Origin of the sequence: Halomonas caseinilytica, assembly GCF_001662305.1 — a bacterium.
Lineage (GTDB): Bacteria > Pseudomonadota > Gammaproteobacteria > Pseudomonadales > Halomonadaceae > Halomonas > Halomonas caseinilytica.
In genome coordinates this window covers 76,236-99,106 of the sequence record NZ_BDEP01000017.1, presented here as the reverse complement: position 1 = coordinate 99,106, position 22,871 = coordinate 76,236, and the positions used below count along the sequence as shown (strand labels likewise).

22 protein-coding genes are annotated in these 22,871 nt (G+C 61.5%); 6 read left to right on the top strand and 16 right to left on the bottom strand.

All coding sequences use genetic code 11. The features are described 5' to 3' along the window. Positions 1–90: 90 nt before the first annotated feature. The 5 genes from A9O65_RS12225 (at position 91) to A9O65_RS12210 (ending at position 3,691) form a co-directional block, all read left to right on the top strand. Positions 91–510, top strand: coding sequence for a DUF7282 domain-containing protein (locus tag A9O65_RS12225; RefSeq protein ID WP_064702244.1), 420 nt, complete (start codon positions 91–93; stop codon positions 508–510). A gap of 77 nt (positions 511–587) precedes the next feature. Further along, positions 588–953 carry a hypothetical protein gene (locus tag A9O65_RS12220; RefSeq protein ID WP_064702243.1) on the top strand — a complete coding sequence of 122 codons (366 nt, stop codon included), beginning with the start codon at positions 588–590 and terminating at the stop codon, positions 951–953. Positions 954–1,187: 234 nt separating this feature from the next. Beyond that, positions 1,188–1,400, top strand: a complete 213-nt coding sequence (locus tag A9O65_RS17260; protein WP_139180636.1) for a hypothetical protein — start codon at positions 1,188–1,190, stop codon at positions 1,398–1,400. Between the two features lie 302 nt (positions 1,401–1,702). Beyond that, positions 1,703–2,233, top strand: a complete 531-nt coding sequence (locus tag A9O65_RS12215) for an AAA family ATPase (protein WP_254783087.1) — start codon at positions 1,703–1,705, stop codon at positions 2,231–2,233. A gap of 507 nt (positions 2,234–2,740) precedes the next feature. After that, positions 2,741–3,691: a cupin domain-containing protein gene (locus A9O65_RS12210; RefSeq protein WP_064702241.1), complete on the top strand. Its 951-nt coding sequence runs from the start codon at positions 2,741–2,743 to the stop codon at positions 3,689–3,691. Between the two features lie 1,084 nt (positions 3,692–4,775). Here A9O65_RS12210 and A9O65_RS12205 read toward each other — a convergent pair. The 5 genes from A9O65_RS12205 to A9O65_RS12185 all read right to left on the bottom strand — a co-directional run bounded on the left by A9O65_RS12205 (position 4,776) and on the right by A9O65_RS12185 (position 10,396). Beyond that, the gene (locus tag A9O65_RS12205) at positions 4,776–5,918 is read right to left on the bottom strand and encodes a DUF1501 domain-containing protein (RefSeq protein WP_064702240.1); all 1,143 of its coding nucleotides are present in this window, start codon (positions 5,916–5,918) and stop codon (positions 4,776–4,778) included. 34 nt (positions 5,919–5,952) lie between these two features. After that, positions 5,953–7,377: a DUF1800 domain-containing protein gene (locus A9O65_RS12200; protein ID WP_064702239.1), complete on the bottom strand. Its 1,425-nt coding sequence runs from the start codon at positions 7,375–7,377 to the stop codon at positions 5,953–5,955. A gap of 174 nt (positions 7,378–7,551) precedes the next feature. Continuing rightward, positions 7,552–7,857 carry a hypothetical protein gene (locus A9O65_RS17255; RefSeq protein ID WP_064698374.1) on the bottom strand — a complete coding sequence of 102 codons (306 nt, stop codon included), beginning with the start codon at positions 7,855–7,857 and terminating at the stop codon, positions 7,552–7,554. Positions 7,858–8,199: 342 nt separating this feature from the next. Continuing rightward, positions 8,200–9,345 carry a DUF2955 domain-containing protein gene (locus tag A9O65_RS12190; protein ID WP_082920170.1) on the bottom strand — a complete coding sequence of 382 codons (1,146 nt, stop codon included), beginning with the start codon at positions 9,343–9,345 and terminating at the stop codon, positions 8,200–8,202. Continuing rightward, a complete protein-coding gene (locus tag A9O65_RS12185) occupies positions 9,335–10,396 on the bottom strand; it encodes an HlyD family secretion protein (protein WP_064698373.1) in 1,062 nt (353 codons plus the stop codon). The genes A9O65_RS12190 and A9O65_RS12185 overlap by 11 nt, the downstream gene beginning before the upstream one ends. A gap of 205 nt (positions 10,397–10,601) precedes the next feature. Here A9O65_RS12185 and A9O65_RS12180 point away from each other — a divergent pair, with 205 nt between their 5' ends. After that, a complete protein-coding gene (locus A9O65_RS12180; RefSeq protein WP_064698372.1) occupies positions 10,602–10,805 on the top strand; it encodes a hypothetical protein in 204 nt (67 codons plus the stop codon). Between the two features lie 33 nt (positions 10,806–10,838). Here A9O65_RS12180 and A9O65_RS12175 read toward each other — a convergent pair whose 3' ends face one another. The 11 genes from A9O65_RS12175 to A9O65_RS12125 form a co-directional block, all read right to left on the bottom strand. Then, positions 10,839–11,789 carry a transaldolase gene (locus tag A9O65_RS12175; protein ID WP_064702238.1) on the bottom strand — a complete coding sequence of 317 codons (951 nt, stop codon included), beginning with the start codon at positions 11,787–11,789 and terminating at the stop codon, positions 10,839–10,841. A 26-nt stretch (positions 11,790–11,815) separates the two neighbouring features. Continuing rightward, positions 11,816–13,300: a xylulokinase gene (gene xylB / locus A9O65_RS12170; protein ID WP_064702237.1), complete on the bottom strand. Its 1,485-nt coding sequence runs from the start codon at positions 13,298–13,300 to the stop codon at positions 11,816–11,818. A gap of 11 nt (positions 13,301–13,311) precedes the next feature. Continuing rightward, complete coding sequence (locus A9O65_RS12165) at positions 13,312–14,787, bottom strand: mannitol dehydrogenase family protein (RefSeq protein ID WP_064698369.1); 1,476 nt, start codon at positions 14,785–14,787, stop codon at positions 13,312–13,314. Between the two features lie 68 nt (positions 14,788–14,855). Further along, positions 14,856–15,488 carry a nucleoside triphosphate hydrolase gene (locus A9O65_RS12160; protein WP_064702236.1) on the bottom strand — a complete coding sequence of 211 codons (633 nt, stop codon included), beginning with the start codon at positions 15,486–15,488 and terminating at the stop codon, positions 14,856–14,858. A gap of 139 nt (positions 15,489–15,627) precedes the next feature. Beyond that, entirely contained in the window at positions 15,628–16,404 is a 777-nt protein-coding gene (locus A9O65_RS12155; RefSeq protein ID WP_064702235.1) for an L-iditol 2-dehydrogenase, read from the bottom strand. A 22-nt stretch (positions 16,405–16,426) separates the two neighbouring features. Further along, a complete protein-coding gene (locus A9O65_RS12150; protein ID WP_064702234.1) occupies positions 16,427–17,104 on the bottom strand; it encodes an HAD family hydrolase in 678 nt (225 codons plus the stop codon). A 9-nt stretch (positions 17,105–17,113) separates the two neighbouring features. Then, positions 17,114–18,256 (bottom strand): ABC transporter ATP-binding protein, encoded by a 1,143-nt coding sequence (locus tag A9O65_RS12145; RefSeq protein ID WP_064698365.1) that lies wholly within the window; start codon positions 18,254–18,256, stop codon positions 17,114–17,116. Between the two features lie 12 nt (positions 18,257–18,268). Further along, on the bottom strand, positions 18,269–19,147 hold the full coding sequence (locus tag A9O65_RS12140) for a carbohydrate ABC transporter permease (RefSeq protein ID WP_082919919.1): 879 nt from the start codon (positions 19,145–19,147) through the stop codon (positions 18,269–18,271). A 27-nt stretch (positions 19,148–19,174) separates the two neighbouring features. Continuing rightward, the gene (locus tag A9O65_RS12135; RefSeq protein WP_064698364.1) at positions 19,175–20,065 is read right to left on the bottom strand and encodes a carbohydrate ABC transporter permease; all 891 of its coding nucleotides are present in this window, start codon (positions 20,063–20,065) and stop codon (positions 19,175–19,177) included. A gap of 84 nt (positions 20,066–20,149) precedes the next feature. Next, on the bottom strand, positions 20,150–21,460 hold the full coding sequence (locus A9O65_RS12130) for an ABC transporter substrate-binding protein (protein ID WP_064698363.1): 1,311 nt from the start codon (positions 21,458–21,460) through the stop codon (positions 20,150–20,152). Between the two features lie 416 nt (positions 21,461–21,876). Next, entirely contained in the window at positions 21,877–22,827 is a 951-nt protein-coding gene (locus A9O65_RS12125; RefSeq protein ID WP_064698362.1) for a sugar-binding transcriptional regulator, read from the bottom strand. Positions 22,828–22,871 lie beyond the last annotated feature (44 nt).

Genomic DNA, 22,871 nt, shown 5'->3' with positions numbered 1-22,871 from the left:
ACCTTGCGTGCTCTCCACTCGTAACTACGAACACGCCCTCCATAAACCCTTTGACTGGTAGGGCGTGCTTCGGAATACAAGGAGAGAATGATGATGACCAAGTTCATGGCAAGTGCATTTGTATCCACTGCTCTGCTCGTCGGCGCTTCCCTCGCTCAAGCAGACATGCATCCGCAAGTCTGGGCCAATGACCAGTCGGCCGCAGATGGCTCGGTGTACGCCGAGAAAGTCATGGCAAACAGCAATGGCTGGCTAGTAGTACATCGAACTGACGACAACATGAAACCAGGTCCCGTGGTTGGCCATGCTCCGCTCAAGAAAGGCGAGAACATGGACGTCACCGCATTGCTGACCGAAAACGTTAGTTCCGGCGATCAGTTGATGCTGATGGTTCACAGCGAGGAAGGCGGCATGGAGACCGGTGTGTTCGAGTATACGCTCGGCGCTTCGGAAGATGGCCCGGTCAAGGTAGATGGGAACCTCGTGATGACCACCATCACAGCACAGTAATACCACCCGACTAGGTCGAGTATCACCGTGGCGCCCCCTCGACATGGATAGAGCAACTCATATATGCGAGGTTCACTATGATGCATGTCATTAAAGCAACAGCATTGATGGGGATAATGGCCCTACTTTCCAGCATGGCCATCGCAGACCACCATGAAGGCGGAATGTCAGACAACGGGCATTCTGGTCAATCCCGCGATATGTCCATGATGAGGGGCAACGACGGTGAAGCCCTCGTCAAAGACGGCGGCGTGCAATCCGGCTACAACCCCGAAAGGAAAAACACTGGCGGCACCCTTGATGACGAGCCGCTTGTCGACGATGGCGGCGTACAGTCTAATTACAACGCCGAACGGGAAGACCCTGGTAGCATCCTCGATGATGGCCCCATTGTCGAAGATGGTGGTGTACAATCCGACTACAATGCCGTAGATTCCTTATAAAACGGGGAGGGAAAGTTCTACAGCACCAACACACAAAATCTCCACATAACTTTTCCCGCCCTTGCGATTAGCAGGGGCGAACATTATAAAACAACCACCCTTAATATCCGCCTACAACCATAGCTCAACAAACAACAACGAAAACCAAGCAAACTCCATGAAAAAAAAGAAATCATCAAAACATAACAACCACCCACAACACTCTTCTTAATATAATACACAAAAGGAGACAACATGGAAGCGACCGAGGTTTTCAATCAACTAATCAAAGAAGGTTGGAAAGAGATAAAAAAAGGATCTGTCTATTACCCAGCAACAAGCACACCTCTCGATATTGAAGTGGCATTACTTCGTGAAGTTCAAAGTAGCCGCCTACGCGGAACGCTACTAGTTGACAAATACAAAGACACGTTGCCTGCCAGCAACAACACTAATACTATAGCTTGACCTGCTCGGTACGTCTTAACCGGACCAAAAGACAATATCAAGCGCGTTGCTTGGAGAGCTATCTGATAATGATCTGAGTACGCCATGTGCGTTAGCCAGACTTACCCAGCCACTACACTTCCTCGGTCACGCCGAATCGGCCAGGGAATATGCCCCCTGGCCACCATAAAACCTCCTGGTCAAGCGAGTAAACGCTCCCCTTTTCTTCGCTCCAATGTGTTGCCTATCACCCGAGCCAGCATTACATAGCATAAAATTACGTACGGCTTGCTTCATACATGCCCCATTGACAGCAGAATTTTATGGATAGCAAACAGGAAGGCAACATCATGAAGATACTGGTAACTGGCGCCGCAGGCTCTGGCACGTCGACATTGGGCAAATTATTGGCAAGCTACATTGGAGCTACGTTTCAAGGGGCCGATGACATTTACTGGTTGCCTACCACTCCACCCTTCCAGGAAAAGCGTTCCAACGATGAACGTCGAGCAATGATGGCCAAGGCTCTCAACGAGACTAAACGCGTCGTCGTTGCTGGATCAGTGATGTCATGGGGCAGAGAGGTTGAGGATGCTTTTGACATGATTGTTTTCCTCACAGCCCCTGCTCAGACACGGATTGAGAGAATCAAGCACAGGGATATCCAACGATTTGGATCCGTTGATCCTAAATTCCTGGAATGGGCGGCCCAATATGATGATGGGGAGATGCCAGGAAGGAGCCTGGCTCGACACAGGGCTTGGCTTGCGGAGCGGTCATGCCATGTTTTATCGATCGAATCCACAAAAGATCCAGACACACTTGCGCAGAAAATTTGTGACGCGTTGGGGTAACCCAATGGTAGATCCACACCTGCCCGATCTTCCGTTCAGATTATCTGACCTATCCAGCATTCTGTCTAATAAACCCACGATTGTCTAACGACAGCCACCCTGGCTCTTGAACATTCAAATGCCATAGCCGGCCATGGCATCAGGCGCCCGTTTTGGCGTGCATAAGGTGTCATGGAGGCCGAGAACACCACGCGACCCTTCCGGACTTCGCTAGCGGCATGTTTAACACTTAACATAGCCCCTTTTCACTCTCCCTTATCAAGGCCCGATAATAACCATAACCGATTGATCCCACACTTGATCAATACAAACATCAAACATAAAAACACATTTTCTTTCAATAGATTGTTGACGAAAAACCTACAAAAACACAAGATCAACCAGGAACAAGAACAACCCCCAACTCTATCACCAACTATCTTTATGGAGACCAACAAAACCTCCAAACCTACTGACACCTTCAAAAAATAACTCAACAACTCGCCAACAAGCATAGAGAGGAATGAAATGACAAATTCAAAGCATATAAAAGAAGACCATGAACATGAAGCTTGTGAGACAGAATACCCGTTTCATATCACCAAGGAAGAAGATCGGGAGCTCCGCCAGAAGGCCGCGAAGGCCATTCCCTCACCGGTAATCAGCCAAGCATCGTTCTTCGATGAATATGTCCAGCAATTAATGATTCCTCCTGTGGTCATGGACATGGCACGCAAAGCGGAAAACATGCGCCTATCACCTTGGGAGATTGCGGCAATGCGCAAGCACCTCTCTCCCTTCAAGCATCACCACGGTAAATACGGCTTGCTACGCAAGATTTTACACTTGAAAGCCAAAGCCGACCCGAGCCATCCACCCTATATACGCGTAGCCTGCACAGGGAAAAGTCAGTACGACTACCTTGCCGAGGCTGATGGCCATACGCAAAAACCTCCTCACAAGGACAAGGGTGACGTTGGTTCCCCAGTAGTGCTTGAGATCTGGCCTGCCCAACATTACTCGCCTATTCACTCTCACGGGGAAACGACCGGCATTGTCTTCTGCCTTGCTGGGCAGCTGGATGTCATGTTGTACGATTCTTTAGACTGGAACGCCAAAAAACTCGGGCTTACCACCCTGAACCCTGGGCAATGTGCATGGCTATCGAAAGACACTTACCCTGTTCACCGGGTCTATTGCCCGCTAAATGGAGGTGAGAGTAAAACTGGACCTAGATTCATGAACTCTACCGAGGAGTTTGGCGCCAGCTTCCATGTTTACCTCAATGAAGACGAGACGCCCATGATGCCTCATGATCATGAAGAGCATCATGACGATAACGAGAAAAAAATCTCCCACACTCGAAACGCCTTCAACTACATAAAAGAAGAAGACAAGAAAAAGGACAAGTTCAAGACTCACTCCGACCTATCGTGGTCTGTCTTGCGTCGTGTCCTGGCAGAAACTGAACTCTCCTAAGCGGAGTGTTCAGCTTTGTGGCATGGATATGACCCGATGCCGGCTCCTGAAAAAGTCAGGAGAACGGCATCGTGAAAGGCACCATCCCTAGGAGGCGCTGCCAGCTCCAGGGCACCGCATGCTGTGGTGCCCACAGCCTCGAACATCGTCTGCCACGGCAGGCTGCCATGTGGCATGTTCAGTACAGCTCGACCGACTGCGTGTGAAGGTGCCGAACACAAGCAGCTACCACTACCGAGTCGAAACGAGGCGCCGGGCGTCAGCAGCGCCCCTGCTTGGCCAGACCCGGCGGGCAGAAATCGCCCCCACGACCGCGATGCCCACGATCATGGTGATGCCCTCCATCGCCAATCTCTATAAGAGGTTCAGGAGTAAGGCGAGCAGGCTGGTAGCTGCAGCCCGCCAACCCAGCCACCACAACCGTACCGAGCAATAGTGTCAGTATACGCATGAGAATCTCCGAAAAAGGAATGATATCCCTATGGTAGCAAGCCGCACCGGCCCTGCCCTGTGGCAAAACGGCGACACCTAGAGGTATCTCGTGAAATGTCCTTCCCCGAAACAACAGCACGTCTCTTGCTATGGTAAGGGGCAACCCCATGCAAAGGTCGCAATGATGAGGATCGCAAGAGTCGCAGCCACCATCGGATTGGTCGGAAGCTTGGCAGGTTGCGTGGCATACGGTGGAGACTATGGAGGACATGGCGACGGCTACCATCGTTCAGGCTCGTCGGTGCCCCAGGGCCACATGCCACCACCTGGAGAGTGCCGAATCTGGTACCCGAACCGCCCGGCGGGCCAACAGCCGCCTCCCGGACCTTGCCATGAGCTGCGCTTCCAGGTGCCTCCTGGAGCACGCCTGATCTCGGGATGAATCAGGAAAGTCGCTCCCGGACTCATGCAAGGCACAGCAGATTCGGTCGACACGTCGCCTCCCTTTGTCAGGACGGCCGACTGATGCCGACCTTGCAATGCTGCCCCACAGGAAGTGAAGGCGTCTTCCTGTTACCCGAACGCAGTACACCCGGCATGACCGCAACAAGCCGGCAAACCAGCACTCGGGGAAAGCCAACGAGTCGACGCGCTATCCAATGAGCCCGTTCAGTGGTCGGGCATCGCGGCTGTCCGGGAAGACACGAGTATCCAATGCCTGGGCATCGAGATGCAGGTGATCGCACAGCACGCCCTTCAATACGCTGCGCATGTCCTGGGCAGCGATCAAGTCGCGGTTGTCCCGTAACCGTGACAGTCCGGGCCACTCGCCATGCACCCTGCCTCCCCGCACGGCCCCACCAGCCAACAAGACACTGCTGGCCGTGCCATGGTCCGTGCCCCGTGTACCGTTGATCCCCACGGTCCGACCGAATTCGGTAACCACGACCACGGCGGTATGCCACCAATGGCTTCCCAGTGAGGCCTGCAGTCGTTTCATGCCGACATCCAGCCCCTTCAGCTTGCGCTTCAACACCGCATTCTGCCGTGCATGGGTATCCCAGCCGCCATCCTGGACCATGGCAACTCGAGGCGCGTTCTCGGCCGACAGAAAGCGTCCCGCAGCCTGCATGACACCAGCCAGTTGCCCTCCGCCATCACCACTGCCATCAGGCACGATCTGCTGCGAGGCGAGTGCCTGTTCGAAGGGCTCGGACAATCTTTCATCTTCTCGATAGAGATCGGCAACATACCTGGCCAGCGCGTCGGGTCCCTGCTTGCCGGGGGTGGGCGACCATGTCATGAAAGGCGCATCGCCGCGCACCATCAGTGGCTGTGCCGAGGCGATGCTCAATCCCTCCATGCCCTGCAACTCCCCCACCGCACGGTTGAGCCAACCAGTACGACTGCCATCCGGCCCATCACTGCCATTCTCCAGGCAATCCTGCGCATCGAAATGCGAACGCCCCCTGTAGGGCAGGCCACAGGCATGCACCACGGCGAACTCCTGGCGCTGAAACAGCCGATGACAGAATGCCAGGGAGGGATGCAGGGCAAAGGTGTCGTCCAACTGACGCGTTGCCTCCCAGGGAAACGCCAGCTCACCGCGCAAGGACGCGAAGCGCGGCTCGCCAAGACTGGGTACCGCGGCCAGGCCATCCATCGCCCCGCGCAGCAGAACCACGAGCAACCGCTGGGGTTGGTCGACGCCATCGGCAAGCGTCATCGCACCGGGCCAGAGCAGCAGACTGCACCCGCCGGCCAGGTGAGAAAGGAATTGACGCCGAGTCAACATAAGCCGTCTCCCTGTGACGTGAAAGAAGCGCCGCTCAGCGCCACTGAAATTCCGGGCTCGCCAGTACGATCGCCGCTCCCTGGCGACGGTCGGCCTGGCTGATGGCAACGGCCGTCGACTCACGCAGTTGCGGGCCGAGGCTGTCCTGCGCCAATTCCATGGGGTCACGCATCCGAGCAAGCCGCTTGGCATGACGCCGAGCGATCAACAAGCGTTTCCATAGCGCGTCGGCACCAATCCAGTCATCGGCGGTGTCTCCCCATCCAGCGGGCGAGCCCGGACGAAAGGACGGCTGCCCGAGCAGACGCAACTCACGTTTCCAGCGCGCGCCCTTAACCGCAGGCAACTGGCCCAGGGCACGGTGCAACGCCATCAGGTATTCATCGGGGCGGCGGAACTTGCGAGGCGTTTCCTGCCAAGCCAGTTCGTGAGTGAACAAGGCTCGGTACACGGGCAACAATTGCCCCTTGTGCTGTCGATAGGTTCTGGCCAGGTGCTCCACCAAGTCGCTCGGCGGATCATCGGCGACATAATGCCGGGCGAGCGCCGCGGCAACATGCGTCGCCGCCGCCGGCTGGTCGGCCAGGAAACTCAGCATGGCGCGCCCCTGGGCAGCATGGCGCTGGCTGAACGTCTCGCCCAGCAGTCTGCGACTGCCCGGCTCATGGGCACGCCGCTGAAACACACTGCCATGCGACGTCAGTGGCCGGGCCTTGCTGTTATCCGGAACCTGGAGGCGGGTACGCCACCCCGTCAATGCGCGTGCCAGCTCCAGAACATCCTGCTGGCGATATCCGCCATCCACGCCGAGGCCATGAAGCTCCATGGCTTCGCGTGCCAGGTTTTCATTGATACCGACTGGCTTGCCATGCCCCTTTTCTGCACGCTGGTTGCGCCATCTGCCCATGCGCGACCCCGGGCCGATGGATCCCGCGTTATCCAGATACATCAACATGGCGGGATGCTGCTCGGCACCGAGCAGCAAGGTGGCGAAATCGTCACCGATGTGCGGTCGAATCGCCTCGCGTTCAAAGGCGCCGGCCAGCAATCGTACGCTCTGCTTCTCGGCCGAAACGGTGAAATGATTGCTCCAGAACATGACCAGCCGCTCATGTACCGGAGAGGTGGTGGCACATTGCTGCCGAGCCCGCAACTGCACTTCGCGCAAAATATCGCCATTGAAACGTTCGCCGAACGTCGGCAAGGCAACCTGTTCGCCCTTCTCCCGGGCCTGCTGCCGCCGAGCGGCGCGACGATCACGACGGTACGCTATCAACCGCTCCAGATACTCCGAGCTTCCCGCAAGCCCCTGCAGCGGCTCGCCAAGGGGCTCCGGCGCTTCCAGCTGTGCCAGGACCCATCCCTTGGGATCATGCGCTATCTCTTGCAGCTCCCCCGGTCCGGCACCGAGCCCGAAGCGGTTGGCCGCCACGGCGGCGCGGCTGAGGCCATTGTCCATGCAAGATTCCTTCTGCCCATCTGGCGCATTAGGTCCCACCTGCCCACGAGAGTTCATTTCTCGACGCGACAGTGAGCCTGTTCATCGAGCCTTTCATCGACTCCTGGGACAGACAGGGCGAGCGTCATTCGGGCTCGATCCTCGAGCATGACGACCGGCGTACTCGGCAACCGCCTATCGCCATCGCTGCCATGCATGCCACAGCAGGGCTACCAGGCAGCAGGCCAGTGCCGGAGCGGCGACATCCAGCACCGATCCCAGGGCCCAGCCATGCCGCAGGCCTGCCCACCAGGGCAAGGTCGCCAGGTTCATGTCGGCGAACTCGGGCAGCCGCAAGGCCTCATATTCGTTCTGGGCGATTTCCCGGCCGAGAAACACCATCACGGCCGCCACTCCCGCGCCCCTGAGCCCGAGAATACCTGCCAGTCCAATCTGCACGGCGACGGCGATCCACATGTGTTCGACGAGTGTCATGTCCATGGCGAACTCCTTTTTCTCCCTTCGCTGCCCTCGTGACCACGCCCCGACAACGCCGTTCACGAGCAACTGGCCGAACGGCCAGTTGCCGGCATGCAGCTCGACGCCTCGCCCGGCATCTCGGCCTTCCGAACGCCCGTCAATGGATAGTATGCCGAGTCGTTCGGCGACGACTTGCTGTATATAGGCAGGAGACGCTGGATCAGTGCTGGCCCAGCCGTCTTCGCTGGCATGGCGGCAATCGCCATCGGGCATCGCTACCTGCAGAAGAAGAGCTTTCAGCCATCAGGCTCGCCACGCCAGCCGATGCCCAGGGCTACGCCGTCATCCCGTCGAGCTCCGCTCTCAGTCAGCATGCGCCCGGGTCAGTGCCGATGCATTCAGCAGCCGATGCAGCACCGCCATCACCGCCAGCGTGACGACCAGCGCCACGCACATCGAGCTGAAGCGGTACAGGGCATCGTAGAAAAAGTCCTGATTGGGCCCCAGATACTGGCCATAGAGAATGCCCAGCGTCGTCATCCCGCCGAAGCCGACTCCCGAGCCTCCGCCCTCGAGCAGGTGCACCCGGGCGAAGAGCATCAGGCCGATCCAATAACTGACCAGCACCAGCAGCAGGTGATCGCTCTGGGTGAACAGCAACAGTTGCAGGATGATCGCCAGGTTACAGCCCAGCAAGGTGCCAATGGCACGCTTGACGGCGGAAACCCGCGCGCCATGATAGCCCAGCGAGAACAGGATCAGGATGGTGGCCATCTGCGCCGACAGCGAGTCCCGTAGATCGAGCGTCTGGAACACCACGAAGGACAGCGTCGCCGTGATGGCCCCGATCAATGTCTGGTGGCGCACCAGAGACGCCGACTTCTCGACCGCCGAGGGCCGCGCACGCGGCTCGACATCGGGAAACACCCAATACATCACGGCGGCGATGATCACGGCCAGCACGCTAGCCACCAGATTGCTGGCCAGCAGGTCGGCAAGGTCCAGCGTCGGATAGCTGGCGAAGTGCATCAGCACGCTCAGAGTCAAGACCCCGTTGGCACCGAACACGAACAGCGGCCCTTTCGCCATCAGCCTGAAGCGTGCATAGAACAGCAGAAACACGATCCCGGTCATGACCACAGGCATGTGCTGCGTCAGCCCGGCCACCAAGCTCACCTCGACGACATTGAGACAGGCATTGCCGAGGAACTGGCGCACCACGTGCGCATTGAACGCCGGGATGATGCCAAGCATGAACATCGGAAAGACGGTGAAGAACACCCCGTAGTTCCAGTCCATCAAATGGCTGATCATAAAACCGATGCTCGCGCCAAAGGCAATGCGCAGGGACTGGCGAAGATCGTTGACAGCAAAGCGCGACTCGCCAGGCTCGATCCCGGGCCCGTCGCCCCGATGCGGCATCACCAGCCCCAGCGAACGCGCCAGCAGGCGCCGTACGCCATGGCCGAGGCCCGCAAGCGTCGAATTCGGTCGCGGCTCAGTAGACATAGTGCAACCAGGACATCAGGTGGACCTGCAGGCCACCGAACAGGCTCGCCAGAGGATTGGCCTCGGGCAACAGCTGTACCGTGGCCCGGGCACCGCTGACCGGCAAGGGATGAGGAGGATCTTCCACCTCGAGATGCAGGCGAACCCGCTGGGCATCGCGTACCCAGCGATCGGTGGTGGGAATATCCGCCAGGTTGCCATCGGCCATGATCTGACCGGCTCGCACCCCCGCTTCCCTGGACACTACCCGTGCCGCAAAGACCTCGCCCGGCAAGGCATCGAACACGACCCGCGCCGGCTCGCCTTCCCGCACATGGCGAAGGCTCTTCTCGCGGAGATCGGCAACCAGGTCGAGCCGATTCCCCACAAGCGCCAGCACCGGCTGACCCCGGGTGACATAGTCGCCCTCCCGCAACTGTAGATTGGACACCACACCGGCCCGTTCAGCGCGCACCAGTGTCCGGGAGAGATCGAGCTCGGCCTGCTCGATATCATTATCCGCTTGACGCAACTGCAGGTTGCCGTCTCCGCTCTCGCCGAGTTTCACCGTGAGATAGCGGATACGCGCCCGCGCCGCTTCCACCGCGGCACGGGCTTCACGTTCGTCGGCAGCGATCTGGTCGAAGCGCTGGCGTGAGATGCCTTGACGCTCGAGCAGCGACTCGGCCCGCCGACGTTCGGATTTCAGCTCATCGGCGGTCGACCGGGCCGACTCGAGATTGGCTCGGGCCTCGGCCAGATCGGCCTCGATCAAGGTATTGTCCCGGTTGACCGCTTCCCGTGCCAAGCGCGCCTCATGCAGCGCCAGCTCATAGGGTTCGCGATCGATCCCGAACAGTACATCGCCCTGCTCGACATGCTGATTGTTCTCCACGGCGACCGCCTTGACGCGGCCGTCCACCTCGGGGGCAACCTGCACCACCGGGCGCAATACCCTGGCCTGAGGTGTCATCGGCATGTAGGTATCGGCAAGCACGAAGTAAATGAACAGCACGCAGAAGGCCACGATCGCGGCGCGGACCCAGCGCGCGAAACGCTGATCTGGAGACATCGATGGATTCCTGTAAATACTTGCTACCCTGGCCGGCTGGCATTGCCAGCGTCTCGAAGGGCGGCAATATTAGCAGGATTATTAGTTTGCTAAAAACATCTTCGTTATCGATATCGGCTTCCCTGGGCAGTATTCGCCAGGGCCAGTGTCCATTAAGATCGGCGATAGATGCGCTCGACCGCCAAACCGCCTCCAGGAGACCTTCATGAGACTCACGAAACGCCCATTGCTCGCCCCGGTCACACTGGCCACCATACTGCTGAGCGGCTGCACCACTTACTCCTGGCCGGACGGCAGCCGCGAGACGGTATGGGGTGTGCCCGCCGAGAACGAGACCAAGACCGAACAGCAGCGCCAGCAGGAAGCCCCGCGCTACCGCGTGCCCGGCGAGATCCCCGACGAGCGCTGAAAGGAGGCCAGCCGGCGTCCGACAGGACAGGTGTCACGCAGCGCCCAGCCGCTCGGCGATGCGCCTGGCCAGGGCATCGTGATCCTCGGCGAACCGGCGAATGCCCTCGGCCAGCTTGTCGTTGGCCATGGCGTCGGCATTGTGCTCCCAGCGAAACCTCGGCTCATCGATCGGCGTCGGGCGGGCACCAGCCTCGCCGTCCATCGAGACCGCCGGAGCCACTTCCCCCTCGCTCGAGGCCAGTTCCTCGAGCAACGCCGGCGAGATGGTCAGGCGCGGACAGCCGGCCAACGCCAGTACCTGGTCGACGGTACGAAAGCTCGCACCCATCACCACGGTATCGAAGCCTCCTTCCACCACGCGACGGCAGACACCGCGCACGAAACGCACGCCAGGATCCTCCTCGGGACCATAGTCCCGCCCGGTCGACTGCTTGTACCAGTCGGTGACACGCCCCACGAAGGGCGAGACGAGCGTCACGCCGGCATCGAAGCAGGCCCGTGCCTGAGCATCGCTGAACAGCAAGGTCAGGTTGCAGTTGATGCCCTCCCGCTCCAGGCGCTCGGCGGCACGAATGCCTTCCCAGGTCGAGGCCAGCTTGATCAGGATGCGCTCACGGCCCACGCCACGCTCATCGTAGGCTTCGATCAATTCATGCGCCTTGCGAATGCTCGCCTCGGTATCGAAGGACAACGCAGCGGGCACCTCGGTGGAAACGCGACCAGGGATCAGTCTGGCAATCTCGCAGCCCTTGGCGACGGCGAGTCGATCCACGGCCCGCTCCACCGCGGCATCACCGCTGCCTGCGATAGCCGCCAGTTCCGCGTCGATCAACGGCTGGTAGGCATCCATGTCGAATGCCTTGAGCAGCAAGGAGGGGGTGGTGGTGGCATCATAGGGACGGTAGCGACGAATCGCTTCCAGGTCGCCGGTATCGGCCACCACCAGGGAGTGTGCTTTCAGGGCATCGAGTCGCGAGGTCATGTCGATCCTCCTTTGGCGTGTCGAAATCAGGGAATGCCGTGGTGTCGTTGCAGCGCCTCACGGTAACGACCATACGCCTGATGATAGGCCTCTACGTTCGCCGGCCGTGGTTCGGCGGCCGCCATCGGGTCGAGGTGGACCAGCCGCTCGCACAGTGATGCCAGACGCTTCGTCCGTCGACGGTCGCACCACGCCGCCTGCAGCGCCGCGCCCAGTGCCGCCGCATCAGTGATCTGCGGGCAGACCACTGGCGTGCCCGTCACGTCGGCGACGATCTGCCGCCACACGGAACTCCGGGCACCGCCACCGATCAGCCGGATCTGGCTGGCCCCTGACGCCAGCTTGCCAAGCCGCTCGAGGCCATAGCGCATGCCGAAGGTCGCGCTCTCGACCACCGCCCGACAAAGGTTGGCCGGCGTGGTATTGACACTGGTCAGTCCCAGGAAGCTGGCCGAGGCCTGGGGTAACGGCGGCACCCGTTCGCCGTTGAAGAACGGTAAGGTCGTCACGCCACCGGCTCCGATGGGTGCTCGGTCGAGCTGATCATTGAATCCCACCAGATCGAGGCCGAAAAGCTCGCGCACCCGATTGGTCGCCGAGGTCACGTTCATGGTGCAGATCAACGGCAGCCAGCCGCCACTGCTGGCACAGAAATTGGCCACCATGGCGTCCTCGACGGGCACGGGTTCGTCGGAATAGGCACACACCGTGCCGGATGTCCCCAGGCTCAGGGTCACCAGGCCCGGCGCGATATTACCGGTGCCGATGGCGCCGAGCATGTTGTCGCCCCCACCACTGGCCACCAGGACGCCCTCGGCGAGTCCCAGTTCGCGAGCCAGTGCCGAACGCACCACACCGGCCGGCTCGTCGGACGCGATCAAACGCGGCAGCACCCGCTCGGCATCGAGCTCGGGGGCTATCTCGGCGAAGACATCGCGCCGCCAGCAACGACGATGCGTATCGAAATAGCCGGTCCCCGAGGCGTCCCCCGCCTCGGCCACCCGCTCGCCGGTGAGCCAGTAGTTGAGATAGTCGTGGGGCAGCAGCAAGGTGGCGATGCGCTGATAGATCTCCGGCCGGGTTTCACGCAGCCAGGCTACCTTGGATGCGGTATAGCCGGTCTGCAGCACCAGGCCGAGCTTGTCCAGACAGCCGGCGTCTCCGCCGAGCCGCTCGATCAGGGCGTCATTCTGGCCGGATGTCTCGGTGTCACACCACAGCTTGGCCGGATACAGCGGTTCGCCGGCTTCATCCAGCGCCACCATGCCATGCTGCTGTCCGGAAACCCCGATGGCGCGAATGTCACGGGCATCGATACGCGCCTCGGCCACGGCAGCCTGGAACGCACCGCGAAAAGCGGCAATCCAGTCCGCCGGGTGTTGCTCGCGGCGCCCGTTGTCCCCTTCCTCGAGTCGATGGGGACGGCTCGCCTCGCCGAGCAGGCGCCCGGCCTCCGTGTCCACCACCACGACCTTGGTGCTCTGGGTACCGCAATCCACACCGATATACATTCCACCTCCCCTCAAGCTCGGACCAGCGTCTCAAGGGTAGCCCGTGCGCCCCGCTCATGCAGGCTCTCCAGCGCGGCCCGGTAGGCCTCGCGGAAACGCGCCTGGCTGGCCATGTCGCCGAACAACGCGTGCTGTTCGATGAAGGCCGTCGGTCGTTCGCGATTCCCCGCGGCCACCGCCATCAATTCCCCCTTGAGACGATCGACGACCTCGATGGGCTCGCCGTCTTCGTCCGTCCCCTCGGCATAGCGTGCCCAACTGGCCACCACTGCCGCCGCTCGATGCATCTCGCCACCCCTGGCAAGCTGGTCGCGAATGACCGGCAGCAGCCACTTGGGGATACGATCGGAACTCTCGGCACACAGGCGCGCGAGGGTGTCCTTGATCTCGGGATTGGCGAAACGCTCGATCAGGCCCCGCCGGTACCTCGCCAGGTCGACACCAGGCAAGGGAGCCAGCGTCGGCGAGGCCTCCTTCACCATGTAATCCATCAGGAAGTCGACGAACAACGGATCGCGACAGACCTCGTGGGCATAGCGGTATCCGGCAAGATAACCGAAATAGCACAGTGCCTGATGGCTGGCGTTGAGCAGGCGCAGCTTCATCAGTTCATAGGGCTCGACATCCTCGACCAGTTGCACGCCGGCATGGTCGAGCGCCGGCCGCCCCGCCGCGAAGCGATCTTCCAGCACCCACTGGGTGAACGGCTCGCAGACCACCGGCCAGGCATCCTCGACGCCGAAGCGTTGCTCGAGTTCGTCAATATCAGCAGGCGTGGTTACCGGCGTGATGCGATCGACCATGGCGTTGGGAAACGGGACCTCGGACGCTACCCAGGCACCGAGTTCGGCATCGCGTGCCCGGGCAAAGGTCCCGAACATGCGCCGGGCGAGATCGCCGTTGCTCTGGATGTTGTCGCAGGACATCACCGTGAACGGCACTACCCCGCGCTGCCGCCGCCGGGCAAGGGCCTCGACCACCAGGCCGAACGAGGTCCGGGGCAAGCCAGGCTCGGCCAGGTCATGGCACACGTCGGGATCATCGAGGTTGAACTCGCCGCTCGCCGGGTGAATGTTGTAGCCTCCTTCGGTCACCGTCAGCGAGACGATGCGAATGGCCGGATCGGCCATAGCCTCGATCACGGCCTCCGGATCGTCCGGCGCGAACCGATAGTCGATCATCGAGCCGATCACCCTGGGCTCGAGACTGCCGTCAGGATGTTTCACCACCAAGGTATACAGGTGATCCTGAGCGGCCAGGCTCTGCTGCATGCGGCGGTCACCGGGCATCACGCCGACGCCGATGATGCCCCAGTCCAGCGCCTCGCCGCGTTGCATCAGCGTATCCAGATACATCGCCTGATGCGCGCGATGAAAACCTCCCACGCCAATGTGCACAATACCGGGAGTCACGGCGCCACGCGCATAGCCCGGTGTAGCGACCTCGCATCCCAGCCGGTCCAGGTTGGCGTTGTTGAGTCGAGTCATGAAGCGTCTCCTGCCACGCGTGGCGATGGTGTCGTGTGCGGAATGGTGTCGTGTGCAGACATGAAGGATCAGTCGCTCGTGAACCAGTGCAGATCGGCGGCCACCGAGCGAGACTTGATCAAGCGCGCATTGAGCATGTCCTTGTTCCGGGCACGCTCGATGGCGCCCGCCTGGTCCTGGCCCATTCCCAGCCAGCGCTCGATCAAGCGTGCCTCGAGCACCTCGTCGGGTACCTCGAGAAACAGGCTGAAGTCGAACTCATTACGCAATGCCGGCCAGGGGCCTTCATCGAGCAACAGGTAGTTACCCTCGACGATGACGATGTGATGTTCGGGCGTGATCAACCGACCGCCGGCCCGGGCCAGATCCAGGGGACGATCGAACACCGGCACGGCGACGTTGCCATCGGTTCGGCGAATACGCTGCAGATCGTGCTTGAGGCCCACGCAGTCGAAGGTCTCCGGCGCGCCTTTCACGGCAACCAGCCCCCGGGGCTCGAGCACGGCGTTGTCGTAGTGATAACCGTCCATGGGCACCACCGCCGCACAGCCGGCCTGGCAGGCATTGAGCTCACGGCACAGCCAGCCCGACAGGAAGGACTTGCCAGCGGCGGGCGGCCCCGCCAGAGCCACGATGAAGCGCCGGCTTTCCCCTGCCGCCTCCAACACTCGTGACGTCACCTCATGGATATTCGGATTCATCATTTTTCTCGCGTGATCCAAAAATCGCCGAGCAGGATGAAGAGCAAGACGCACGGCGCGCAGGAGCCCGAGCATATGAGGTATATGTGAGGGACTCCGAGCACCGTGCAACGCAGCAATTCACCCGCGCAGACTTTTTTCAGCTCATCCAATTACCACCATCGACGTTGAGCGTCTGAGCCACCACATAGTCGCTGTCCTCGGAGGCCAGGAAGACCGCCGCGCCGGCATGGTCCTCCGGGCGTCCCATGCGCCCCATGGGCACCGCCTCACCGACCAGGCGCTTCTTCTCGCCGAGGGGACGTCCCTCGTAGCGCGCGAACAAGGCATCCACCTCTTCCCACATCGGTGTGTCGACCACGCCCGGGGCGATGCCGTTGACCCGGATGCCATGCCGAATCAGATCCAAGCCACAGGACTGGGTCAGGCTGATCACTGCCGCCTTGGTAGCGCAGTAGGTACTGACCAGCGCCTCGCCGCGCCGGCCGGCCTGGGAAGCCATATTGATGATGGCCCCGCCTCGCCCCTGCTCGACCATGGCCGCCGCCACCGCCTGGAGCGTGAAGAAGAGTCCTTTGACATTGACCGCAAACTGTCGGTCGAAGCTCTCCTCGCTGACCTCCAGCACCGGCGCCATGTCAAACACTGCCGCATTGTTGACGAGAATATCGATGGTCCCGAAGCGCTCCTGGACCGACGCCACCATGGCATCGATCGAGGCGCTGTCGCGCACATCCAGCCGCCTTCCGATCGCCCGTTCCCCGGCATCCAGCGACACCAGCCCTGCGTCGATGGCCTCGGTATCGACATCGGCTACGACCACCCGAGCCCCTTCCGCCAGATACCGCTCGGCGATCGCCAGGCCAATGCCTCGCGCCCCGCCGGTCACCACCGCCACCTTGTCGACGAGTTTCATCACGATGTCTCCTTGTGTTGGTTCAACCGGAAAGGCGTTGCTTGCGCCAGGTCGCCACCAGCGCCGGCAATTCGCGCATATGCTCCATCACGTGCCAGGCACCGGCCTCGCGCAACCGCGCCGCCTGGCCAGGAGGCACGTGGCTGGCCCCGGTGAAGCCGATCACGGTCATGCCGGCCGCCCGGGCAGCGCCAACGCCAGCCGTACTGTCTTCCACCACGAGACACTCCTCCGGTGACACCGCCAGCGTCTCGGCGGCCAGTCGATAGATGGCTGGATCCGGCTTGGGGCGCGCCACCTGCTCGGCACAGAAGATCGGCGCCCCGTCCAGAAGAGCGTCCAGCCCAGTATGCGACAGCGAGTCGCGTACCCGCCCGCGATGGCTGTTGGATACCACCGCCACCGCCATGTCCAGCCGTTCGATAACGGCGGCGACGCCATCGATGGCGCGCAACTCCTGTGCCAGACGACGTTCGATCTCTCGGTCGATGGCACCCAGCGCATCATCGGGCAAGGCATGACGACTGAGCGCCTCGAGACGCTCGAGGATCGCACCGGTGGTCAGACCGAGCGCCTCGCCGAGTCGCGATTGGATATCGACATCGGGCAGCCACGACGCGAGTCGCTCGACCAACGTCGCCTCGGCGATTGCCTCGCTGTCCACCAGCACGCCGTCGCAATCAAAGATCAACCTTTCCATGTCCACTCCTCAGGCTTCGGCGTCACTGGCGGCACGATTGTCCTGACGGGTCAGGGACGCCAGCGGATGACGCTCCAGGCTCGCAAGGGCGATGTCGTCGTCGGTGAACAGATGGCCTCGCCGTGGCTCGAAGGTGAAGCCAATCTCCTCGCCCACGCGGTGGGTCACGTCACCATCCACCATCAGCGTCAAGAGATCCTCGTCCATGTCCACATAGAGCGAGGTCTGGCCACCCAGGCGTTCGATGACCCTGATCCGCCCCCGCAGAGGGCCTGTCTCGTCCAGCGTCAGATGCTCCGGACGCACGCCCAGCGTCAGCGACTGATCGGCTTCACAGGTTCGCCCATCGACCGGCACCCGGGTGACATCGCCACCGGGCAGGCGGACGTCCACGCCCTCATCACCGGCCGACACCACGCTCACCGGCAGGAAGTTCATCTTCGGCGAGCCGATGAAGCCCGCCACGAAGCGGTTGCGGGGATGGTGATAGAGCTCCATGGGCGAACCGACCTGCTCCACCACGCCGCCCTGCAGCACCACGATCTTGTCGGCCATGGTCATGGCCTCGATCTGGTCATGGGTCACGTAGATCATGGTCGCCTTGAGTTCCTCGTGCAGCCGCGCCAGCTCGATACGCATCTGCACGCGCAGGGCCGCATCCAGGTTCGACAGCGGTTCGTCGAACAAAAAGATGCTGGGGTTGCGCACGATGGCCCGACCGATCGCCACCCGCTGGCGCTGCCCGCCGGACAAGGCCTTTGGCTTGCGATCCAGCAATGGCTCCAGCTGCAGGATGCGTGCCGCCTCGAGCACCTTCTGGCGCCGCTGCGCCTTGGCTACACCGGCCAGACGCAGGCTGAACCCCATGTTGTCCTCCACCGTCATGTGCGGATAGAGGGCATAGCTCTGGAATACCATGGCCAGGCCGCGCTCCGCCGGCCCCAGGTCGTTGACCCGCTGGCCTTCGATGACGATATCCCCCGACGAGGTGCTCTCGAGTCCGGCGATCATGCGCAGCAGGGTCGACTTGCCACAGCCGGATGGGCCGACGAAGACCACGAACTCCTCATCCTTGACCTCCAGGTCGACCCCCTGGATGACCTGGGTTTCATCGAAGCGCTTGACGACGCTGTTGAGTTGCAGGGTTGCCATGTAATTGTCCTCTTATTTGACGGCGCCAAAGGTCAGGCCACGGACCATTTGTTTCTGGGTCAGCCAGCCGAACACCAGGATCGGCGCGATGGCCATGGTCGAGGCGGCGGACAACTTGGCCCAGAACAGGCCCTCGGGACTCGAGAAGGAGGCGATGTAGGCGGTCAGCGGCGCTGCCTGGGAGGTCGTCAGGTTGAGGCTCCAGAAGGACTCGTTCCAGCTCAGGATCACCGATAGCAGGCCGGTGGAAGCGATTCCGGGGAGTGTCAGGGGCAGCAGCAGATAGCCGATTTCCTGCAGAGTGCTCGCGCCATCCATGCGTCCCGCCTCGAGAATGTCCCGCGGCAGATCCTTGAAGAAGGTGTAGAGCATCCACACCACGATCGGCAGATTCATCAGCATGTAGACGATGGTCAGACCGGTCAGGGTGTCCAGCAGTCCCAGATCGCGAAACAGCAGATAGATCGGTACCAGAACGCCGACCGGCGGCAGCATCTTGGTCGACAACATCCACAGCAAGGTGCCCTTGGTGCGTCGGGTCGGCAGGAAGGCCATCGAATACGCCGACGGAATGGCGATCAGCAGGGCCAGCAGAGTCGAGCCGAAGGCCACCACCACGCTGTTCCAGGCAAACTTGACGTAATCGGCACGTTCCTGCACCTCGGCATAGCTCTCCAGGGTCGGCGTGAAGATCAGACTCGGCTCGGCGATGGCTTCGGCCTCGGTCTTGAAGCCGGTCACTATCATCCAGAAGATCGGAAAGAAGATGAGCAGGGCCACCGTCCAGCCGAGCAGCGCCATGCCCAGGCCACGCAGGCGCCTGGCACGGGCCGCGGCGTTACCGCGCTCCGCTGTCACCGGCGTGTCCTTGGTCGTCAGGGTCGTCGTCATGGGAATCCTCTCCTCAGCGTGCCTGGCTTACGCTTCCAGGTTCTTGGCCACCATGCGGACCAGGAAGATGGCAACGATGTTGGCCAGGATGATGGCGATCACCCCGCCGGCGGACGCCGTGCCGACATCGAAGTCGAGCAGAGCGCGGATGTAGATCAGGTAAGCCAGGTTGGTGGTGGCCAGCCCCGGCCCGCCAGAGGTAGTGACGAAGATCTCGGCGAAGACCGTCAACAGGAAGATCATCTCGATCATGATCACCACGCTGATCGCCCGCTTGAGGTGCGGCAGCGTGATGAAAAAGAAGATCGCTACCGGCCCGGCCCCATCCATGCGGGCCGCCTCGACCTGATCGTCGTCGAGCGACTGCATGGCGGTCAGCAGGATCAGCAGTGCGAACGGCAGCCACTGCCACGAGACGATGATGATGATCGAGGTCAAAGGCAGGCTGGAGAACCAGTCCAGCGCCGGCAGGCCGAAGGATTCGGCGAGCCAGGCCAGCACCCCGTTGGCCGGGTGCATCATCATGTTCTTCCATACCAGGGCGCTGACCGTGGGCATGACGAAGAACGGCGAGATGGCCAGCACCCGGGCGATGCCACGCCCGAAGAAGTCCTGCTGGAACAGCACCGCCAGCAAGGTACCGCCCACCACGGTGATGGCCAGGACCCAGCCCACCAGCAGCAGGGTCGTGCCCATGGCCGACCACAAGGCAGGATCGGTCAGCAGGTATTGATAATTCTCGAACCCGGCGAAACCTTTCATGCCGGGCATCAGCAGGTTATAGCGCTGGAAGGAGAACCACAGGGTCATGCCCAGCGGCACCAGCATCCAGAGCAGCAACAGGGTCACCGCGGGGGCCTGCAGCGACAGGGTGCGCAGACCGCCGACGGTACGACCGGAGGCGCGAGTCTTGTTCATGGCTCGTCACTCGTCGGTTGGAACGCCGCAAGCGGCATAAGGATGGGCGGCGCGCCGGGCGCCGCCAGGGACGACACCCGCGTTTCAGTCGAGATAGCCGGAACGCTGCATGGTGCGTTCGGTGGCACGCTGCGCGGCCTGCAGTGCCTGCTCGACACTGGTCTCTCCCGTGAGAGCCGAGGCGATCATCTGCCCCACCTGGGTGCCGATCGACTGGAACTCGGGAATGCCGACGAACTGCACGCCCACATAGGGATTGGGATCGAGGGTGGAATCCAGCGGGTCGGCGTCACGAATCGCCTCGACCACGAAGTCGGCGAAGGGGGCGGCCTGCTGGTAGCGTTCATCGGCATAGGTCGATTCGCGGGTACCGGGGGGCACGCTGGTCCAGCCTTCGCGCTCACCGACCAGCTCGACGTATTCCTGCGAGGTCGCCCATTGAATGAAGGTCTTGGCCGCCTCCGGAGACTCGGAGGAGCTCGGAATCGCCAGCGCCCAGGACCACAACCAATGCGAGCCCTTCGGTGTCTCGGCTACCGGTGCCGGCGCGAAACCGAGCTGGTCGGCCACCTGGGACTCATCGGCGTTGAACAGCTTGCCGGCCGCCGAAGTGGCATCGACCCACATGGCGCAGTTCCCCCGCGAGAAGAGCGCGAGGTTCTCGTTGAAGCCGTTGGAACTCGCCCCGGAGGGGCCGTAATCGTTGAGCAGATCGACGTAGAAGGAGATCGCCTCCTGCCAGGCATCGCTGTCGATCTCGGGGTTCCAGTCCATGTCGAACCAGCGGCCGCCATAGGTGTTCACCAGGGTTGAGACAAACGCCATGTTCTCGCCCCAGCCCGGCTTGCCACGCAGGCAGATACCGGCCACCTCGTTGTCGGGGTCGTGGAGCTTGCCGGCCCATTCCCGCACTTCGCTCCAGGTCGGCTGTTCGCTCATCTCGATGCCCGCCTGCTCGAACAGATCCCGGCGGTAGTACATCATCGAACTCTCGGCATAGAACGGCAGCGCATGGAGGGTGCCATCATGGCTGAGACCGTCACGAACCGGCTTGAGCAGATCCTCGACCTGGTAGGACGCGGGCAGGTCGTCGAGGGGCTCGAGCCAGCCCCGCTCGGCCCAGATCGGCGCTTCGTAGCTGCCGATGGTCATGACATCGAACTGCCCGCCCTCGGTGGCGATATCGGTCGTCATGCGCTGGCGTAGCACGTTCTCCTCGAGCACCACCCAGTCCAGGGTGATATCGGGATGCGCCTTCTCGAAGGCCTCAGTAAGCCCCTGCATGATGACCATGTCATTGTTGTTGACGGTGGCCACCGTGATGGTCTCGGCCTGGGCCGCCGTGGCGCCCAGTGCCGTGGCGGCCACCAGGGGAAGTAGACGATGACGCTGCATGGCGTGCTCCTGTTGCGTTGATGCCCCCCCGCAGGAGGAATTGTTGTTGTCTCTGGAGGACGGGAAATTCCCGTTGCCCTCTCGCCTATTACCGATCAATAGAATCAACGACTGATCAAATGATCGGACAGAGACACAAAAAACGCAAAGCCGGAGCGCTTAGACTTTAGGCTAGAAGCTAGAAGCTAGAAGCTAGAAGCTAGAAGCTAGAAGCTAGAAGCTAGAAGCTAGAAGCTAGAAGCTAGAAGCTAGAAGCTAGAAAGAGATGACAACCGAGGTGAGCCCCCAGTCAAGGGCGAACGATCGAGGCTACCGCTCGAATGGCCCAGTCCGTGGCCAGGTGTAGAGGCGCGTGGCTCGACACCTGTGGCTGGGTTCGACGCTCATGTCTCGAAGCTCGTGGCTCGACACGCCGATCACGAGTGCTCGACGATATATTTCGCGGCCTGCTCGTCGGTCACCAGACTCTTCAACCAGCCTCCACGCAGGGCCGCCAGGATCGCCGGCGCCTTCCCCCGCCCGCCGGCCAGAGCCACCATTTCCTGATCGCGGAACATCGATAACGGCAGACTGGTGACGCGTCGACTGGTCGAGCAGTCGATCAGTTCACCCTCGGCATTCATGGGCCAGCCGAGCAGTTCGCCGACAGCCTCCCGGGACAACAGTTCATCCAGTTCGGCCTCGCTGATGAAGTGATCCTGGAACAAGGTTGCCTGGCGATCAATGCGCCCCACACCGATGAAAGCTGCCTGAGCTTGGCGCGCCACCTTGGTGATGGCCTGGAACAACGGCTGTCCCTGCAGCGCCTCCTTCTCGCTCACCGACCCCGCCACGACCGGTGCGGGCAACAGAAAACGCTCGCTGCCCGTCTTGTCGGCAAGCACCATGACGCCGTCATAGCGGTTGGCGGAACCGTCCCGAGCGATGTTGCCTACCAACGAGACGATGCGATGCTGCGGACGATCGAAGCGTCTCAGAGCCTCCACCGTGGCCCGCACCGAGCGCCCCGTGCCCAGCGACAGGGTCAGCGGCTCGGAACGCTCGAGCAGGCGCGCGAGGCGCTCGGCACCGGCCACCGCCAGATAATGGGCGCTATCCGCCCCCGCCTCAGCATCGGCCGGCACCACATCGCAGAATGCCAGGCCGAAGGCATCGCGAATCGCCTGGGACAACGCCGTGCATTGCGCAATGGGATGATCGATTCGGACCTTGACCAGCCCCTCCTGGCGCGCCAGCGCCAGCAAGCGTTGCACACCGGGGCGGGACACCCCCAATTGCGCGGCGATCTCGTCCTGGGTACAGCCTCCCACATGGGAGAGCCAGGCCGCCCGCGCCGCCTGGTCCAGTTTCACCTCGAACTTGTCCACTCTCACGACTCACTGGCTGATCGATATGCGGCATCATCGCAAGG

What these genes read in the sequence shown, in the direction of transcription:
- A9O65_RS12225 (WP_064702244.1), top strand. Translation starts at nt 91, where the DNA reads ATGATGACCAAGTTCATGGCAAGTGCATTTGTATCCACTGCTCTGCTC.
- A9O65_RS12220 (WP_064702243.1), top strand. Translation starts at nt 588, where the DNA reads ATGATGCATGTCATTAAAGCAACAGCATTGATGGGGATAATGGCCCTA.
- A9O65_RS17260 (WP_139180636.1), top strand. Translation starts at nt 1,188, where the DNA reads ATGGAAGCGACCGAGGTTTTCAATCAACTAATCAAAGAAGGTTGGAAA.
- A9O65_RS12215 (WP_254783087.1), top strand. Translation starts at nt 1,703, where the DNA reads ATGGATAGCAAACAGGAAGGCAACATCATGAAGATACTGGTAACTGGC.
- A9O65_RS12210 (WP_064702241.1), top strand. Translation starts at nt 2,741, where the DNA reads ATGACAAATTCAAAGCATATAAAAGAAGACCATGAACATGAAGCTTGT.
- A9O65_RS12205 (WP_064702240.1), bottom strand. Translation starts at nt 5,918, where the DNA reads ATGTTGACTCGGCGTCAATTCCTTTCTCACCTGGCCGGCGGGTGCAGT.
- A9O65_RS12200 (WP_064702239.1), bottom strand. Translation starts at nt 7,377, where the DNA reads ATGGACAATGGCCTCAGCCGCGCCGCCGTGGCGGCCAACCGCTTCGGG.
- A9O65_RS17255 (WP_064698374.1), bottom strand. Translation starts at nt 7,857, where the DNA reads ATGGACATGACACTCGTCGAACACATGTGGATCGCCGTCGCCGTGCAG.
- A9O65_RS12190 (WP_082920170.1), bottom strand. Translation starts at nt 9,345, where the DNA reads ATGTCTACTGAGCCGCGACCGAATTCGACGCTTGCGGGCCTCGGCCAT.
- A9O65_RS12185 (WP_064698373.1), bottom strand. Translation starts at nt 10,396, where the DNA reads ATGTCTCCAGATCAGCGTTTCGCGCGCTGGGTCCGCGCCGCGATCGTG.
- A9O65_RS12180 (WP_064698372.1), top strand. Translation starts at nt 10,602, where the DNA reads ATGAGACTCACGAAACGCCCATTGCTCGCCCCGGTCACACTGGCCACC.
- A9O65_RS12175 (WP_064702238.1), bottom strand. Translation starts at nt 11,789, where the DNA reads ATGACCTCGCGACTCGATGCCCTGAAAGCACACTCCCTGGTGGTGGCC.
- xylB (WP_064702237.1), bottom strand. Translation starts at nt 13,300, where the DNA reads ATGTATATCGGTGTGGATTGCGGTACCCAGAGCACCAAGGTCGTGGTG.
- A9O65_RS12165 (WP_064698369.1), bottom strand. Translation starts at nt 14,787, where the DNA reads ATGACTCGACTCAACAACGCCAACCTGGACCGGCTGGGATGCGAGGTC.
- A9O65_RS12160 (WP_064702236.1), bottom strand. Translation starts at nt 15,488, where the DNA reads ATGAATCCGAATATCCATGAGGTGACGTCACGAGTGTTGGAGGCGGCA.
- A9O65_RS12155 (WP_064702235.1), bottom strand. Translation starts at nt 16,404, where the DNA reads ATGAAACTCGTCGACAAGGTGGCGGTGGTGACCGGCGGGGCGCGAGGC.
- A9O65_RS12150 (WP_064702234.1), bottom strand. Translation starts at nt 17,104, where the DNA reads ATGGAAAGGTTGATCTTTGATTGCGACGGCGTGCTGGTGGACAGCGAG.
- A9O65_RS12145 (WP_064698365.1), bottom strand. Translation starts at nt 18,256, where the DNA reads ATGGCAACCCTGCAACTCAACAGCGTCGTCAAGCGCTTCGATGAAACC.
- A9O65_RS12140 (WP_082919919.1), bottom strand. Translation starts at nt 19,147, where the DNA reads ATGACGACGACCCTGACGACCAAGGACACGCCGGTGACAGCGGAGCGC.
- A9O65_RS12135 (WP_064698364.1), bottom strand. Translation starts at nt 20,065, where the DNA reads ATGAACAAGACTCGCGCCTCCGGTCGTACCGTCGGCGGTCTGCGCACC.
- A9O65_RS12130 (WP_064698363.1), bottom strand. Translation starts at nt 21,460, where the DNA reads ATGCAGCGTCATCGTCTACTTCCCCTGGTGGCCGCCACGGCACTGGGC.